The sequence below is a fragment of the Microbacterium sp. Se5.02b genome (assembly GCF_019464375.1).
Taxonomy (GTDB): domain Bacteria; phylum Actinomycetota; class Actinomycetes; order Actinomycetales; family Microbacteriaceae; genus Microbacterium.
The window spans coordinates 499,374-512,634 of the sequence record NZ_CP080491.1 but is presented as its reverse complement, the minus strand read 5'-3'; the positions used below and the strand labels follow the sequence as shown (position 1 = coordinate 512,634).

11 protein-coding genes and 3 pseudogenes are annotated in these 13,261 nt (G+C 68.7%); 4 read left to right on the top strand and 10 right to left on the bottom strand.

The features are described from left to right. Positions 1-127: 127 nt before the first annotated feature. The 4 genes and pseudogenes from K1X59_RS02575 to K1X59_RS02560 form a co-directional block, all read right to left on the bottom strand. Complete coding sequence (locus K1X59_RS02575) at positions 128-757, bottom strand: MurR/RpiR family transcriptional regulator (protein WP_258567034.1); 630 nt, start codon at positions 755-757, stop codon at positions 128-130. Between the two features lie 101 nt (positions 758-858). Further along, positions 859-1,050: pseudogene (locus K1X59_RS22680) on the bottom strand (hypothetical protein); the annotation flags it as partial. 85 nt (positions 1,051-1,135) lie between these two features. Beyond that, on the bottom strand, positions 1,136-1,975 hold the full coding sequence (locus K1X59_RS02565; protein WP_183151744.1) for a metallophosphoesterase: 840 nt from the start codon (positions 1,973-1,975) through the stop codon (positions 1,136-1,138). 145 nt (positions 1,976-2,120) lie between these two features. Further along, positions 2,121-2,489: a sterol carrier family protein gene (locus K1X59_RS02560; RefSeq protein WP_183151743.1), complete on the bottom strand. Its 369-nt coding sequence runs from the start codon at positions 2,487-2,489 to the stop codon at positions 2,121-2,123. A gap of 49 nt (positions 2,490-2,538) precedes the next feature. Here K1X59_RS02560 and K1X59_RS02555 point away from each other — a divergent pair, with 49 nt between their 5' ends. The 4 genes and pseudogenes from K1X59_RS02555 to K1X59_RS02540 all read left to right on the top strand — a co-directional run bounded on the left by K1X59_RS02555 (position 2,539) and on the right by K1X59_RS02540 (position 6,475). Further along, the gene (locus tag K1X59_RS02555) at positions 2,539-3,213 is read left to right on the top strand and encodes a CoA pyrophosphatase (protein ID WP_183151742.1); all 675 of its coding nucleotides are present in this window, start codon (positions 2,539-2,541) and stop codon (positions 3,211-3,213) included. A 57-nt stretch (positions 3,214-3,270) separates the two neighbouring features. Continuing rightward, on the top strand, positions 3,271-4,548 hold the full coding sequence (purD, locus tag K1X59_RS02550) for a phosphoribosylamine--glycine ligase (protein ID WP_220173885.1): 1,278 nt from the start codon (positions 3,271-3,273) through the stop codon (positions 4,546-4,548). Between the two features lie 127 nt (positions 4,549-4,675). After that, positions 4,676-4,912: pseudogene (locus K1X59_RS22675) on the top strand (winged helix-turn-helix transcriptional regulator); the annotation flags it as partial. A 238-nt stretch (positions 4,913-5,150) separates the two neighbouring features. Then, positions 5,151-6,475: pseudogene (locus K1X59_RS02540) on the top strand (MFS transporter). Between the two features lie 123 nt (positions 6,476-6,598). Here K1X59_RS02540 and K1X59_RS02535 read toward each other — a convergent pair. The 6 genes from K1X59_RS02535 to K1X59_RS02510 all read right to left on the bottom strand — a co-directional run bounded on the left by K1X59_RS02535 (position 6,599) and on the right by K1X59_RS02510 (position 13,147). After that, on the bottom strand, positions 6,599-7,327 hold the full coding sequence (locus K1X59_RS02535) for an amino acid ABC transporter ATP-binding protein (RefSeq protein ID WP_183152739.1): 729 nt from the start codon (positions 7,325-7,327) through the stop codon (positions 6,599-6,601). After that, complete coding sequence (locus tag K1X59_RS02530) at positions 7,324-8,808, bottom strand: amino acid ABC transporter substrate-binding protein/permease (RefSeq protein ID WP_183151741.1); 1,485 nt, start codon at positions 8,806-8,808, stop codon at positions 7,324-7,326. Before K1X59_RS02530 ends, K1X59_RS02535 begins: the two co-directional genes overlap by 4 nt. A gap of 105 nt (positions 8,809-8,913) precedes the next feature. Continuing rightward, on the bottom strand, positions 8,914-10,002 hold the full coding sequence (locus K1X59_RS02525; RefSeq protein ID WP_220173884.1) for an ABC transporter ATP-binding protein: 1,089 nt from the start codon (positions 10,000-10,002) through the stop codon (positions 8,914-8,916). Between the two features lie 2 nt (positions 10,003-10,004). Continuing rightward, positions 10,005-10,898 (bottom strand): carbohydrate ABC transporter permease, encoded by an 894-nt coding sequence (locus K1X59_RS02520; RefSeq protein WP_183151740.1) that lies wholly within the window; start codon positions 10,896-10,898, stop codon positions 10,005-10,007. After that, on the bottom strand, positions 10,891-11,817 hold the full coding sequence (locus K1X59_RS02515) for a carbohydrate ABC transporter permease (protein WP_183151739.1): 927 nt from the start codon (positions 11,815-11,817) through the stop codon (positions 10,891-10,893). The genes K1X59_RS02520 and K1X59_RS02515 overlap by 8 nt, the downstream gene beginning before the upstream one ends. 10 nt (positions 11,818-11,827) lie before the next feature. Next, entirely contained in the window at positions 11,828-13,147 is a 1,320-nt protein-coding gene (locus tag K1X59_RS02510; RefSeq protein WP_183151738.1) for an extracellular solute-binding protein, read from the bottom strand. Positions 13,148-13,261 lie beyond the last annotated feature (114 nt).

Genomic DNA, 13,261 nt, shown 5'->3' with positions numbered 1-13,261 from the left:
GTCGCCTCCTGCAAGCGACCTAACGCGCGGGACCCTCCCGTGGAATTCGCTTACATAGAGAGTCTGAGCAGTGAAAGTGAATTGTCGGATAACGAGAGGTCAACGCCGTACGGTGCGACGGGGAACGTTATGACACGTCCCCGCCCGCTTCGGCCTCATCGACGTCGGCGCCGTCGGTCGACTCGGCGACCAGCGCCCCGAGCTCGTCGCGGATCGCCCAGTGGACGCGCTCGGTGTCGTCGTCGCCGTCCATGCGGTCCGTCACGGCGAGCTGGAGCACCGAGAGCAGGAGGTACTGCACGAGCCCCGCACCCACGGCGCCCTGATCCCAGCTCTGGAACCGTGCTCCGGCGACCAGGAGGATGTCGGCGTACTTGGCCAGCTCGGAGCGGGAGAAGCTCGTCACACCGACCACCGTGGCTCCCGCCTCCCGCGCAGCCGCAGCAGCAGCCAGGGTGACCATGTTCGCGCCGCTCGAGCTGACCACGACGCAGACGTCGCCGGGCCGGAGGACCCTGGCGGTCAGCTGCTGGGAGACGCCGTCGGCCGGCGCCTCGCAGGGCCTGCCGTTGATCGTGAGCTTCAGCGCGATGCCCTGCGCCGCGGGGCCGGACGCCCCGGTGCCGACCAGTAGCACCCGGGGAGCGGCGACGATCGCGTCGGCCGCCGATTCGAAAGCCGCCGTATCGACCGACGCCAGAGACGTGCGCAGGATCTCGCCCGCGCCGTCGGCGATCCCCTGCAGCCACCCCGCCACGTCCCCGCCTCGCGGGAGCGTGACGCCCTGGCCGCCGCCCCGAGGTCGCGCACCAGGAGCATCCGCAGGTGCTGGAAGCCCTGGAACCCGAGCGCCTGACAGGTGCGACTCACGGTCGGCGGCGAGGTCTCCGCCGCAGCGGCGAGGTCGGCGCCCGACATCTCCACGACGTCTTCCGGACGCTCGGCGCAGATGCGCGCCACCCGCTGCGCACTGGGGATGAGCGAGGGCAGCACGGAGAGGATGTGATCGATGGTCCCGCCGATCGGCGGCTCGGCGATGCGAACGTTCATGGGTTTCGGTCTATCACGTGTCGGTGCCCGCATCGCGACGCCGAGGTGAACGACGGCACGATGCGGGCGGCGGATGGCGGAGGGGTCAGAGCGTCACGCCCATCGCGTCGAGAGCGATGCGCGCCGGCTCGACCTCGAGGAACTCGGGCTCGACGATGTCGAGCGGGGCACGGAACGAGGGCAGCACCCGCTCCCCCAGCTCGTACTCGACCACGCCGAGCTGCGCGAGACCGGGGCCCACGATGTCGGCCGACACAGCCCCTCGGTGCACGAACGCAGTCGAGGGCGCCGATACGACCGCGGCGCCCTCCCGCTCGGTGAGGGCGTAGTGGTGCAGGTGTCCACTGCCGAATGCGCGCACGTCGAGCTGGGCGAGCACCGCCTCGAGGCGCGGGAGCGAGTCAGGACCGACCGTGAGGTGCGTGTTCTGGTACTCGGGCGCATACGCCCACACGGGCTTGTGGGTGAAGACCACGACAGGGCGCGGGCCGACCTGCCCCGGAAGCGACTCGAGCCACGTCCACTGCTCCGCCTCCTCCGGCAGGCCGGAGTCGAAGAGCTCGCTGTTGAAGCCGACCACCGCCCAGCCGTCGACGACCTCGACGAACCGGTCGATGCCGAAGTGCGCGCGGAATGCGGCGATCCGGTCGCTCGTCACCGGACGGTCGCCGAAGGGGTCGTCACCCGGCTCCCCCACGTCGTGGTTGCCCGGCAGGACCAGCAGCGGCGCACTGATCCCGGCCAGGATCTCCTTCGCGGCGACGCGGTCGCGGTCCTCGTCCGGGTCGAGGATCGTCACGTCGCCGGTGTGGACGACGAGGTCGGGCTCCATGTCGTTGATGAATGCCACGAAGCGCTCGGCGTTCGACGACGGGCTGCCGCCCAGGTGGCTGATGTGGGTATCGGTGATCTGGACGAGCTTCATGGCCTGCTCCGCATCTGTGAGGGATGCCGCGGGTGCGACGCCGCCAGGCTAGGCGGCGTCGGTGACGGCAGCTCCAACATCAGGTGAACGCTTCATCCACCTGTGATCAGAATCGTGAAAGCGACTTACCACCCCGTGCGAGGCGTCAGGGACGCACCGGAAGCACGTCCTCGAGGTCGGCGCGGGTGCCCGAGGCGTGGATGCGTCCGGACTCGGCGGCATCCGCCCAGCGCTCCGCGCCGGTGGCGACGCCGATCCACGTCACCGCGTCCATCTCGACCACGTTCGGTGGAGTGCCCCGCGTGTGACGAGGGCCCTGGATGACCTGCACCGCACCGAACGGGGGCACGCGCACCTCGACGCTGTTGCCCGGTGCCTTCTCGTCGAGCAGCTGGAGCAGGTACCGCACGGCGGTGGCGAGGTCGGTGCGCTGCGGCTTCACGCCTCCGGCGGCCGCTGTCCGCACGGCGTCGAGCGCGGCACGCCCATCGGCGACGTCGATCTTCCTGGCCATTCCTCCAGCCTAGGACCGGGAGTCCGTGCCGAGTCATAAGCTCGGACGCATGAGCATGCATCCCCAGGGCGCCCGCGCCGAGCTGCTCGCCGCGGTGGCCGATCACTCGTGGGGCGTTCGCGTCCCTCAGCTCGCCGATCCGCACAGCGCCAACGATGCCGCCGTCCTCATCCTGTTCGGCGTGCTCGATCGCATCCCCGCACCCACCGCCGACGCTGCGGTCGCCCGCGACCTCGACGTCCTGCTGCAGCGTCGCGCGCCCACTCTGTCGTCGCACCCCGGCCAGGTCTCGTTCCCCGGCGGACGCGTGGAGACGGACGACGCGGATGTCGTCGCCACGGCGCTGCGCGAGGCCGAGGAGGAGACCGGACTCGATCCCCGCGGTGTCGAGATCCTCGCGACGCTGCCCGCCATCCCGCTCGCCGCGAGCAACCACCTGGTCACCCCGGTGCTGGCGTGGTGGCAGTCGCCGTCGCGGGTCGTCGCGGTCGACCACGCCGAGACGGTCGAGGTCTTCCGGGTCCCCGTCGCACAGCTGCTCGACCCCGCGACCCGATTCACGTCGACCCTGTCCCGGATGGGCCACACCTTCCGCGGACCGGCATTCGACGTCGACGGCACGATCGTCTGGGGCTTCACCGCGATGGTCCTCGACGCCCTCTTCGACGCGGCCGGGTGGACGGTGCCGTGGGACGCGGCGGTGGAGCGTCCGATCGAGCTCTGACCCGCCCCCTCCGGCTCGGGCCGAAACCCGGACCGCGACCCTCGGTAGTCTGGACGGGTGAAGATCCTCGTCCTCGGTTCCGGTGCCCGTGAGCACGCGATCATCCTCGCCCTGCGGGCAGAGCAGACGGAGCACGAGATCTTCGTCGCTCCCGGCAACGCGGGAATCGCGCAGGACGCGACCCCCGTCGCGCTCGATCCTCTCGACGGCGCGGCGGTCACCGCGTTCTCCCACGAGCACGCCATCGACCTCGTCGTCGTGGGCCCCGAGGCCCCGCTCGTCGCCGGAGTCGCCGACGCTCTGCGCGTGCGCGGCATCCCCGTCTTCGGCCCCGGCAAGGCGGCCGCGCAGCTCGAAGGCTCGAAGTCGTTCGCGAAGCGGGTCATGGACGCGGCGGGTGTGCCGACCGGTCGCGCGCTCCGCGCCGCCAGCACGGCAGAGGTCGAGGCCGCGTTCGACGACCTGGGCGCACCCTATGTCGTCAAAGCCGACGGTCTCGCCGCGGGCAAGGGCGTCATCGTCACCTCCGACCGCGTCGAGGCGCTGGCCCACGCCGAGCAGTACCTCCCCGCCGGCCCGGTCCTGATCGAGGAGTTCCTCTCCGGGCCCGAGGTCTCGCTGTTCTTCCTGAGCGACGGCGACACGGTGCGCGCCCTCAGCCCCGCGCAGGACTTCAAGCGCGCGCTCGACGGCGACGCCGGACCCAACACCGGCGGCATGGGCGCCTACTCTCCGCTGCCCTGGCTGGCCGAGCAGTTCGGCAGCGAGAAGGCGTTCGTCGAAGAGGTCACCCGTGACGTGGCACTCCCGGTGGTGCGGCAGCTCGACGCCGAGGGCACGCCGTTCATCGGACTGCTCTACGCCGGGCTCATCCTCACCCCCGCGGGTGTGCGCGTGATCGAGTTCAACGCCCGCTTCGGCGACCCCGAGACGCAGATCGTGCTGCCCCGCCTGGTGACCCCGCTGTCGGAGCTGCTGTTCGCCGCGGCATCCGGCACCCTCGAAGACCAGCCCGAGCCCGTTTTCAGTGACGATGTGGCGATCACGGTCGTGCTCGCCAGCGAGGGCTACCCCGAGGCGCCGCAGACCGGTCGACCGATCGAGGGCCTCGCGGATGCCGCCGCCGTCGAGGGCGTCCGCCTCGTGCATGCCGCGACCGCGAGCCCCGATGCCCCCGGCGGCAACCTCATCGCGACGGGCGGCCGCGTGCTGAACGTGGTGGCGGTGGCCGCGGACTTCCGCACCGCGCGTGACCGCGCCTACGAGGCGATCTCCCACATCCGCCTCGAGGGATCGCAGTACCGCACCGACATCGCCGCCCGCGTCGCCGAGTAGCCCCCGGGTCCGCACCCGCACCCACCCCTCGGGTGCGTCCGCGGATTTCGGCCGAATGCCGACAGGAATCCTGCCAACGTGAAGCGCTGCGGTTGACATCTCGAGCTTTCTTCAAGAAAGTGGGCGGATGCCGCTCCGCTCCGACTGGTCGTCCGCGACCTGCCCGATCGCCCGCTCCGCCGACGTGCTCGCCGATCCCTGGGTGCTTCTGATCCTCCGCGAGCTGTTCTCCGGCCGCACGCGTTTCGACCAGCTGCGTGACACGACGGGCGCCGCAGACTCCGTGCTCTCCCGTCGCCTGAACGCCATGACGGAAGCCGGGCTCCTGGCCCGAGAGCACCCCGGCGACACGCGCAGCGGCTATCGACTGACCGATGCCGGACGCGAGACCCTTCCGATCCTGCACGCCTATGCGCGTTTCACCCGCCGCACCGATCCGGAGGGTCCTTGGGGACTCACAGTCGGCTGCGGACGTTGCGGCACCCCCCCGAGTCGGCCGACTGGTGTGCGGTCTGCGCCGCCCCGCTCGATGCCGACAGCACCCGCTGGAGCCGGCGCAGCATGGGCGCGGAGCCCTTCGCCCTCTTCACCGGACGCACAGCATGACCGCCGAGTCCGTCGAGGACCCGTCCGACGCCGCGGGTCCGACCGACCACGCCGCGCCCCGCACCCGCCGCGTCCACCCCGCCTGGACCGTCGCGCTCGTCGCGTTGATCGCCCTGATCGGCGCGGCCGGTTTCCGCGCCGCACCCGGAGTCCTGATGGTGCCGCTGCAGGACGAGTTCGGCTGGACCACCGCCGAGCTCTCGCTCGCCGTGACCGTCAACCTGCTGCTGTTCGGGCTCACGGCCCCGTTCGCGGCGGCGCTCATGCAGCGCTTCGGCATCCGTGCGGTGACGGTCGTCGCGCTGTTCGTGATCGGCGCAGGCTCGGCCCTCAGCGTCTTCGTCGCCACTCCTGGGCAACTCATCCTCACCTGGGGCGTGCTGATCGGCCTCGGCACCGGATCCATGGCCCTCGTGTTCGCTGCCACCATCACCGACACGTGGTTCGCCACTCGGCGAGGGCTGGTCTCCGGGGTGCTCACCGCGGGCAGCGCCACCGGGCAGCTCATCTTCCTCCCCGTGATCGCGACCGCCGCCGAAGACATCGGATGGCGCGGCGCCTCCTCATCATCGCGGGCGGCGCCCTCGCGGTGATGCCGCTCGTGTGGATCTTCCTGCGCAATCGTCCGAGCGACCTCGGCGTCGCGCGCTACGGCGATACCGCACCCGTCGCGGCTCCCGTGGACACTCCCCGAGGCTCGGCGTGGGGCGCAGCTCGACTGGCACTGACCACACTGCGGGATGCCGCCAGGACGAAGACCTTCTGGGCCTTGGCGATCGGTTTCGCGATCTGCGGCGCGACGACCAACGGCCTCATCGGCACGCACTTCATCCCCAGCGCGCACGACCACGGGATGGCGACCACGACCGCCGCGGGGCTGCTCGCGGTGGTCGGCGTCTTCGACATCGTGGGGACCGTGTTCTCTGGCTGGCTCACCGACCGCGTGAATCCGCGCATCCTGCTCGCCGCGTACTACGCGCTGCGCGGAGTGAGCCTGCTGTTCCTGCCCAGCCTGCTCTCGGCCGAGGTGCAGCCCAGCATCATCGTCTTCATCGTGATCTACGGGCTCGACTGGGTGGCTACCGTGCCCCCGACGATCGCCCTGTGCCGCGAGGTGTTCGGCGACAGGGGTCCGCTCGTCTTCGGCTGGGTGTTCGCGGCGCACCAGGTCGGCGCCGGGATCGCCTCGGTGCTCGCCGGACTCGTCCGCGACCATACCGGGCACTATACGTTCGCGTGGTTCGCCGCCGCGGGCCTCTGCGCCGTCGCCGCTCTCGTCAGCGCGACGATCCGTCGCCACCCCGCCCCGGCGCGCCGTTAGCACCGCCCCGCCGCGGCCGAGTGCACGGGAACCTGTCGAGTGCACGGCTTCGCGACGCGAACATCCCGTGCGCTCGACGAGAACCCGTGCACTCGGGAACACCCGCGCACTCGGCGCGCCGCGCTACAGCACCTTCGAGAGGAAGTCCTGCAGACGTTCGTTCTTGGGGGATCCGAAGAGCTCGGCGGGCGCGGCCTCTTCGACGACGACGCCGCCGTCCATGAAGACCGTGCGGTCGGACACCTCACGGGCGAAGCCCATCTCGTGCGTCACCAGGACCATGGTCATACCGCCATCGGCCAGATCACGGATGACCTGCAGCACCTCGCCGACCATCTCGGGGTCGAGGGCGCTCGTGGCCTCGTCGAAGAGCATGATCTCGGGGTCCATCGCAAGGGCACGGGCGATCGCGACGCGCTGCTTCTGCCCTCCGGAGAGGGATGCCGGCTTGGCATCGGCCTTCTCGGACAGCCCGACCCGCTCGAGGAGCGACAGGGCCCGCTCGCGCGCCTCGGCCTTCGAGAGCTTCCCGCACTCGACCGGCGCCAGCGTGATGTTCTCCAGCACGGTCATGTGCGGGAACAGGTTGAAGTGCTGGAACACCATGCCGATGCGCTGGCGCACCTCGTCGAGCTTGACGCTCTTGTCGGTGAGGTCGACACCGTCGATGATGACGTGCCCGGATGTGGGCTCCTCGAGCTTGTTGAGGCATCGCAGCAGAGTCGACTTGCCCGAACCGGACGGGCCGATCACCGCGACGACCTCGCCGTCCTCCACCGCGAGGTCGATGCCCTTGAGCACCTGGTTGTCCCCGAAGGACTTGTGCAGATCCTTGACCTCGATCTTGCTCATGCGTTGAACGTCCTCTCCAGGCGGTTCGCGAGCAGCGTCAGCAGCGTGATCACGACGAAGTAGATGATGGCGACGATCGTCAGGACCTGGGCCGACAGGTACGTCGACGCGATGATCTGACGGGAAACGAAGGTGAGCTCGGCGAGGCCGATGACGCTGATGAGCGAGGTGTCCTTGAGGGTGATGATCCCCTGGTTCACGAACGACGGGATCATGATGCGGAACGCCTGCGGCAGCACGACCTTCTGCATGGTCTTCCAGCGTGAGAGTCCCAGCGAGCGCGATGCCTCGGCCTGACCGGGGTCGACTGCCTGGATGCCGCCGCGGATGATCTCGGTCATGTACGCACCGGTGTTCAGCGACAGCGTGATCGCTCCGGCGACGAACGGATCGAACTTGAGATCGGGGATCAGCTGCGGGATCGCGAAGAACACGAAGAACGCCTGGATCAGGATCGGCGTCCCGCGGAAGACGTAGACGTAGGCCGTCGCGATCCAGCGGAACGGCGCGAACTTCGAGATGCGCCCGAACCCGAAGACGATGCCGAGGATGAAGGCGGCGACCACCGCGACGATCGTGGCGAGGATGGTGAGCCAGAGGCCCTGCATGAGAGCGGGCCAGTACTTCACCGCGACCGAGATGATGTCGGTGGGCTGCGCCGCCTGCGCTTCGTCGCCGGACGCGAGGTACGTGTCGACGATCTCGTCGTATTCGCCCGAGTCCTGGAGGTTGGCGAGTCCGGTGTTGAACATCTCCAGGAGCTCGGTGTTCTGCCCCTTGTTGACCGCGAACCCGTATTCGCCGCCCAGCTCCGGTTCGCCCACAAGACGGAAGCCGGACCCCTGCTGGATGCCGTACGCCAGCACCGGGAAGTCTTCGAAGTAGCCGACCGCCTGGCCCGCCTTGACGGCATCGACCATGTCGGTGGTGTCCTGATACGGCGTGACCCGGAAGCCGAACTCGTCTTTGTTCTCGTCGGCGAAGGTCTGTCCCTGGGTGCCCGTCTTGACGGCGACGGTCTTGCCGTCGAGGTCGTCGAGGGACTGGATGTCGCTCGCCTCGAGCACACCGAGCTGGATGCCGCTCGTGAAGTACGGCTCGCTGAAGTCGAAGGTCTTCTGCCGCTCCTCCGTGATCGACATGCCGGCCATGACCGCGTCGACCTGGTTCGACTGCAGGGCCTGCACGGCGGCGTCGAACCCGAGCTGGCGGATCTCGACCTCGAACCCCTGGTCCTTCGCGATCGCGCGGAGCAGGTCCATGTCGATGCCGACCAGCTCGCCGTCGGCGTTCGTGAACTCGAACGGCGCGAACGTGGTGTCGGTGCCGATGACGTACTTCTCGCCGTCGTTCGCGGCGGTGGCGGGGGCGGCTCCGGCGAGGAGCGCCCCGACGGCGACGAACGCGACGAGGGCGGCGGCGCCCACGGTGCGTGCGGCCCCACGCAGGCGGCCGGGCACGGCGGATGGATTTCGGATCACGACGTGTGCTCCTCGAGTCGACAGCAGCGACCGGACGACCGCCGGGAATCCACCCTAACCCTGCCCGGGCGGACCACCAGAATTCCGGTGCGGCCGCCGCGGGGCTCAGCCGACGGGAAGCCGCACCCCCGTCGTCCGATCGAAGCAGTGCAGCCGCGCGCCGCGGTGGTCGATCATCACGGCGTCGCCGACGTCGTACGATCCGAAGCCCGGCACGCGCACCAGGAACTCGAGATCGCCGACCGCGACGTGCACATCCGACACGTTGCCCAGCGGCTCCACGGCGACGACGTGGCCGTGCGGATCCTCTCCGGGGAGAGGCGCACGCACGTCGCACTCCTCCGGGCGCAGACCCGCGCGGATCTCGTCCTGCCCGACGGCGCCGATGTCGAGCGCGAACGCGGTGCCGGGAAGGACGTAGCGCCCTTCCTCCTGCCTCTGCACCGTGAACAGGTTCATGCGCGGCTTGCCGACGAACGAGGCGACGAACTCGGTCGCGGGCTCGTGGTAGACCTCGTAGGGGCTGCCGTACTGCTCGAGCCGCCCCCTGCTCATCACGGCGATCCGGTCGGAGAGCGTCATCGCCTCCTCCTGGTCGTGCGTGACGTACACGCTCGTCGCGTTGAGCTCGCGGTGCAGTACCTTCAACTCGCTGCGCGTCTGATCGCGCAGCAGGGCGTCCAGGTTCGACAGCGGCTCGTCGAACAGGAACACCGCCGGACGCCGCGCGATGGCCCTGGCCAGAGCCACGCGCTGACGCTGCCCTCCGGAGAGGCTCTTGGGCTTGACGTCGAGCACGTGGTCGATGTCGAGCCTGCGCGCCGCATCCACGACCCGCCGATCGATCTCGTTCTTGGGCACCTTGCGCATGCGCAGGCCGAACGCGATGTTCTCGTACACGCTCATGTGCGGATACAGCGCATAGTCCTGGAAGACGAAGGCGAGGTCGCGCTTGTCGGGGTCGAGGTCGTCGACCCGGCGCCCGTCGATGAGGATCTCGCCGCCGGAGATGTCCTCGAGCCCCGCGATCATGTTGAGCGTGGTCGTCTTGCCGCACCCCGACGGGCCGAGCAGCGAGACGAAGTGCCCGTCCTCGATCACGTAACTGAGGTCGGAGACCGCTTTGCGCGCCTCGTGTCCCCGCTTCGGACGTCCGTAGGTCTTCTCGACGTCCACCAATTCGATCTGAGCCATGATCAGCCTTTCACCGCACCCTCGGTCATGCCGCGGATGATCCACTTCTGTGCCACGAGCGTCAGGATCAGGACCGGGATGGCCGTGATCACGCCTGCTGTCGCGGCGGACGTGTAGTCCATCGCGAACAGCCCTTGGAATGCCGCCGTCTTCACCGGCAGCGTCACCGCGTTGTTCGACGTCAGGACCTTCGCGAGGAAGAAGTCGCTCCAACTGGTGATGAACGCCAGGATCGCGGTCGCCGCCATGCCGGGCGCCGCCAACGGGAAGGCGATCCGGTACATGATCTGAAGCCGGTTGCAGCCGTCGATCCGCGCCGCGCGCTCCAGGCTCGGCGGGATGTCCTCGAAGAATCCGACGAGCATCCAGATCACGAGCGGGAGGATGAACGCCGTGTACGTCGCGATCAAGCCGAGGATCTGGTCGTACAGGCCCACCGAGCGCAGCAGGATGAACAGCGGAACGGCCAGCACGATCACCGGGATCGCCTGCACCGTCATCATGCTGAGCAGCAGCGGCTGGCGCCCGCGGAACCGGAAGCGCGCGATCGCGTAGGCGCAGGCCGCGCCGACGGTCATGCAGATGATCGTGGTGGACAGCCCCACGATCGCCGAGTTCGCCATGGGGATGAGGAACGTGCCGTCTGACAGCAGCTGGATGTACGACTGCACCGTCAGGTTCGACGGCGACAGATCCGGTGTGCGTCCCTGCAGGGCGCTCGACGGATAGACGCTGAAGACGAACATCCACAGGAACGGGGCGAGGAAGAACGCCATCACCCCGATCAGCAGGATGCCGCACACGACGGCCGTGAGCCGTCTGCGCCCGCGTCGGGACACCCTCCTGGCGCGGGGGCGCTGCGCCGTCACCAGCGCGGTGGTGGTCAGGTCAGGCATGCGATTCCCTCCTCTTCCTGCGGAAACCGCCGAACAGCAGGATCCAGAACACGGCGACCACGAGCACGAGGATCATGATCCCCACGGCCATCGCGGAACCGTAGCCGCGGTCGAGATTGCTGAAGTTGACCAGATACGCGAGGAAGTTGATGGTCGTCGTCCCCTCGGCCGGCCCACCGGAACCGCCGGTGAGCACATAGATGGTGTCGAACACCTTGAGCGACCACATCGACTGCACGATGAGCGCGAACATCAGCGCACCGCGCATGTTGGGCAGGGTGATGCGCCAGAACGCCCGCCAGGGGCCCGCCCCGTCGATCGCCGCCGCACGATAGAGGTTCGACGGGATGCCCTGCAGCGCCGCGAGCATCAGCAGGCACAGGAACGGCAGCAGCTTCCACATCTCGGCGAACACCAGGATGTTCATCGCCAAGGCGGGGTCGCTGAGCCACTGCACGTTCTCGTCGATGAGACCGAGGCTGCGCAGGACCGTGTTGGCGATGCCGGTGCTGCCGTCGAAGATCAGCTTCCACATGATGCCGTTCACCACCGGCGGCACCGCCCACGGCACGAGCAGCAGGACGCGGGCGAGCGTGCGCCCGCGGAACTCCCGGTTCAACAGCACCGCGATCGCGACCGCCAGCGCGACACCCCCGATCACGGTGATCACCGAGAAGTACGCCGTGCGCTCCATCGCCCGGTGCACAGCCGGGTCCGTCATCAGCTGCCCGTAGTTCTGCAGACCGATGAACGGATGCTCCATCCCGAGCTTGTCGTTCCATTCGTGGAGCGACATGAACACGGCGTACCCCATCGGGTACCCCAGCAGCATCACGATGATGAGCACCGCCGGGGCGATCAGCATCATACCGAAGCGCAGATCGCGCCGACGACTCCTCTCCGCGAGGTTCACGCCCATGTGCCCGCCCCTACTTCAGGTACTTCTTCACGAGGTCCTCCGCGGTCTTCTGCGCCGAGGCGAGGGCCTCCTTCGGCGACGTCTTGCCGTTCATCGCGTTGATGAGCTGCACGGAGAGCGCCTGGTCGAGCTCGTTGGACCATGGGGTCCCGTAGCGCTTGGTGACGTAGTCCGTCGACTCCTCATAGGTCGAGAGGATGGGCAGCGCCTCGCGTGCGGCCGGGTCGGCGAGCACGGTCTGCGACACGGGGAACCAGCCCTCCTTCTCGACGATGTCGGTCTGCACGTCGCCGGTCGTGACGAACTGCAGCCACGCCAGCGCCGCCTCCTTGTTCTTCGAGAACTTGCTGATCGCGAAGCCCTCGGAGCCGTCGATCGATGCCGAGCGCACGGAGATGCCGGGGAGCAGGCCGTTGCCGACCGAGGCCGCGGTCGCGGCGCCGTCGGCCGTGGCCACCGCGTACTGGAACGGCCAGTTGAACACCATGCCGGTGTTGCCGCGGGCGAAGAGGTCGGCGAGGTCGGAGGCGTTGGTGATCTGCAGCGACGACGGGTCCATGACCTTGTGCACCTGCAGCAGCTCGACGAGCTTGGTGAGGGCTTCGACGCCTTCTTCTCCCGCGAAGGTCGGCCGGTAGTCGGCGTCGTAGAACTCGCCCCCGTTCAGCAGGAGCATGCGCAGGAAGTTCTGGTACGCCCCGGCCGGGTTGCCCATGTCGCAGGCGTAGCCGTAGCGGTCGCCGGTGGTCAGGGCCTTCGCGGCGGCGACGAACTCGTCCCAGTTCGCGGGGCCGACTTCGGGGTCGAGGCCCGCCGAGCCGTACAGGTCCTTGTTCCAGAACATGGTCTGTGCACTGACGAACTTCGGCAGGCCGTAGACCTTGCCGCGCCAGGAGACGGCGTCGAGGGCCGGCTGGATGAGGTCCTTGGGGATCGCCGAGGAGTCGAGCTCTTCGAGCCAACCCGCCTGCCCGAACTCGGCCGACCATCCCGCCCAGGTCATCACGACGTCGAACGACGAGTCCTGCGCGGCGAACATCGTCGCCATCTTGTCGTGCAGGTCGTTGAAGTTGCCCTGCTGGTAGGTGACCACCTTGATACCGGTCTTCTTCTCGAACGCGGCGATGGCCTGATCCTTGAAGACGCTGTTGGTGTTGTCGTCGAGGATGCTGATCTGTCCGGACGGCGTGCCGCCGCCGGAGAGCGGTGCACCGCTCTGCTGCTCTCCTGGCGCGCACCCGGCGAGGGCGATCGCGCCAACGGCCAGTCCGCCGAGCTGGAAGACCTGACGCCGGGAGAATCCCCGGCTCATCGACGATGATGCATTCATTTCCTTGCTCCTTCGTGAAGTTCGTGACGATGGGGGTGACGCGTGGATCGGGTGACGCGGTGGTGCAGGTTCATGCGGTGGTGCAGGTTCATGCGGTGGTGCAGGTTCATGCGG

What these genes read in the sequence shown, in the direction of transcription:
- K1X59_RS02555 (WP_183151742.1), top strand. Translation starts at nt 2,539, where the DNA reads ATGAGCATGCATCCCCAGGGCGCCCGCGCCGAGCTGCTCGCCGCGGTG.
- K1X59_RS02565 (WP_183151744.1), bottom strand. Translation starts at nt 1,975, where the DNA reads ATGAAGCTCGTCCAGATCACCGATACCCACATCAGCCACCTGGGCGGC.
- K1X59_RS02535 (WP_183152739.1), bottom strand. Translation starts at nt 7,327, where the DNA reads ATGAGCAAGATCGAGGTCAAGGATCTGCACAAGTCCTTCGGGGACAAC.
- K1X59_RS02560 (WP_183151743.1), bottom strand. Translation starts at nt 2,489, where the DNA reads ATGGCCAGGAAGATCGACGTCGCCGATGGGCGTGCCGCGCTCGACGCC.
- K1X59_RS02525 (WP_220173884.1), bottom strand. Translation starts at nt 10,002, where the DNA reads ATGGCTCAGATCGAATTGGTGGACGTCGAGAAGACCTACGGACGTCCG.
- K1X59_RS02515 (WP_183151739.1), bottom strand. Translation starts at nt 11,817, where the DNA reads ATGGGCGTGAACCTCGCGGAGAGGAGTCGTCGGCGCGATCTGCGCTTC.
- K1X59_RS02520 (WP_183151740.1), bottom strand. Translation starts at nt 10,898, where the DNA reads ATGCCTGACCTGACCACCACCGCGCTGGTGACGGCGCAGCGCCCCCGC.
- K1X59_RS02510 (WP_183151738.1), bottom strand. Translation starts at nt 13,147, where the DNA reads ATGAATGCATCATCGTCGATGAGCCGGGGATTCTCCCGGCGTCAGGTC.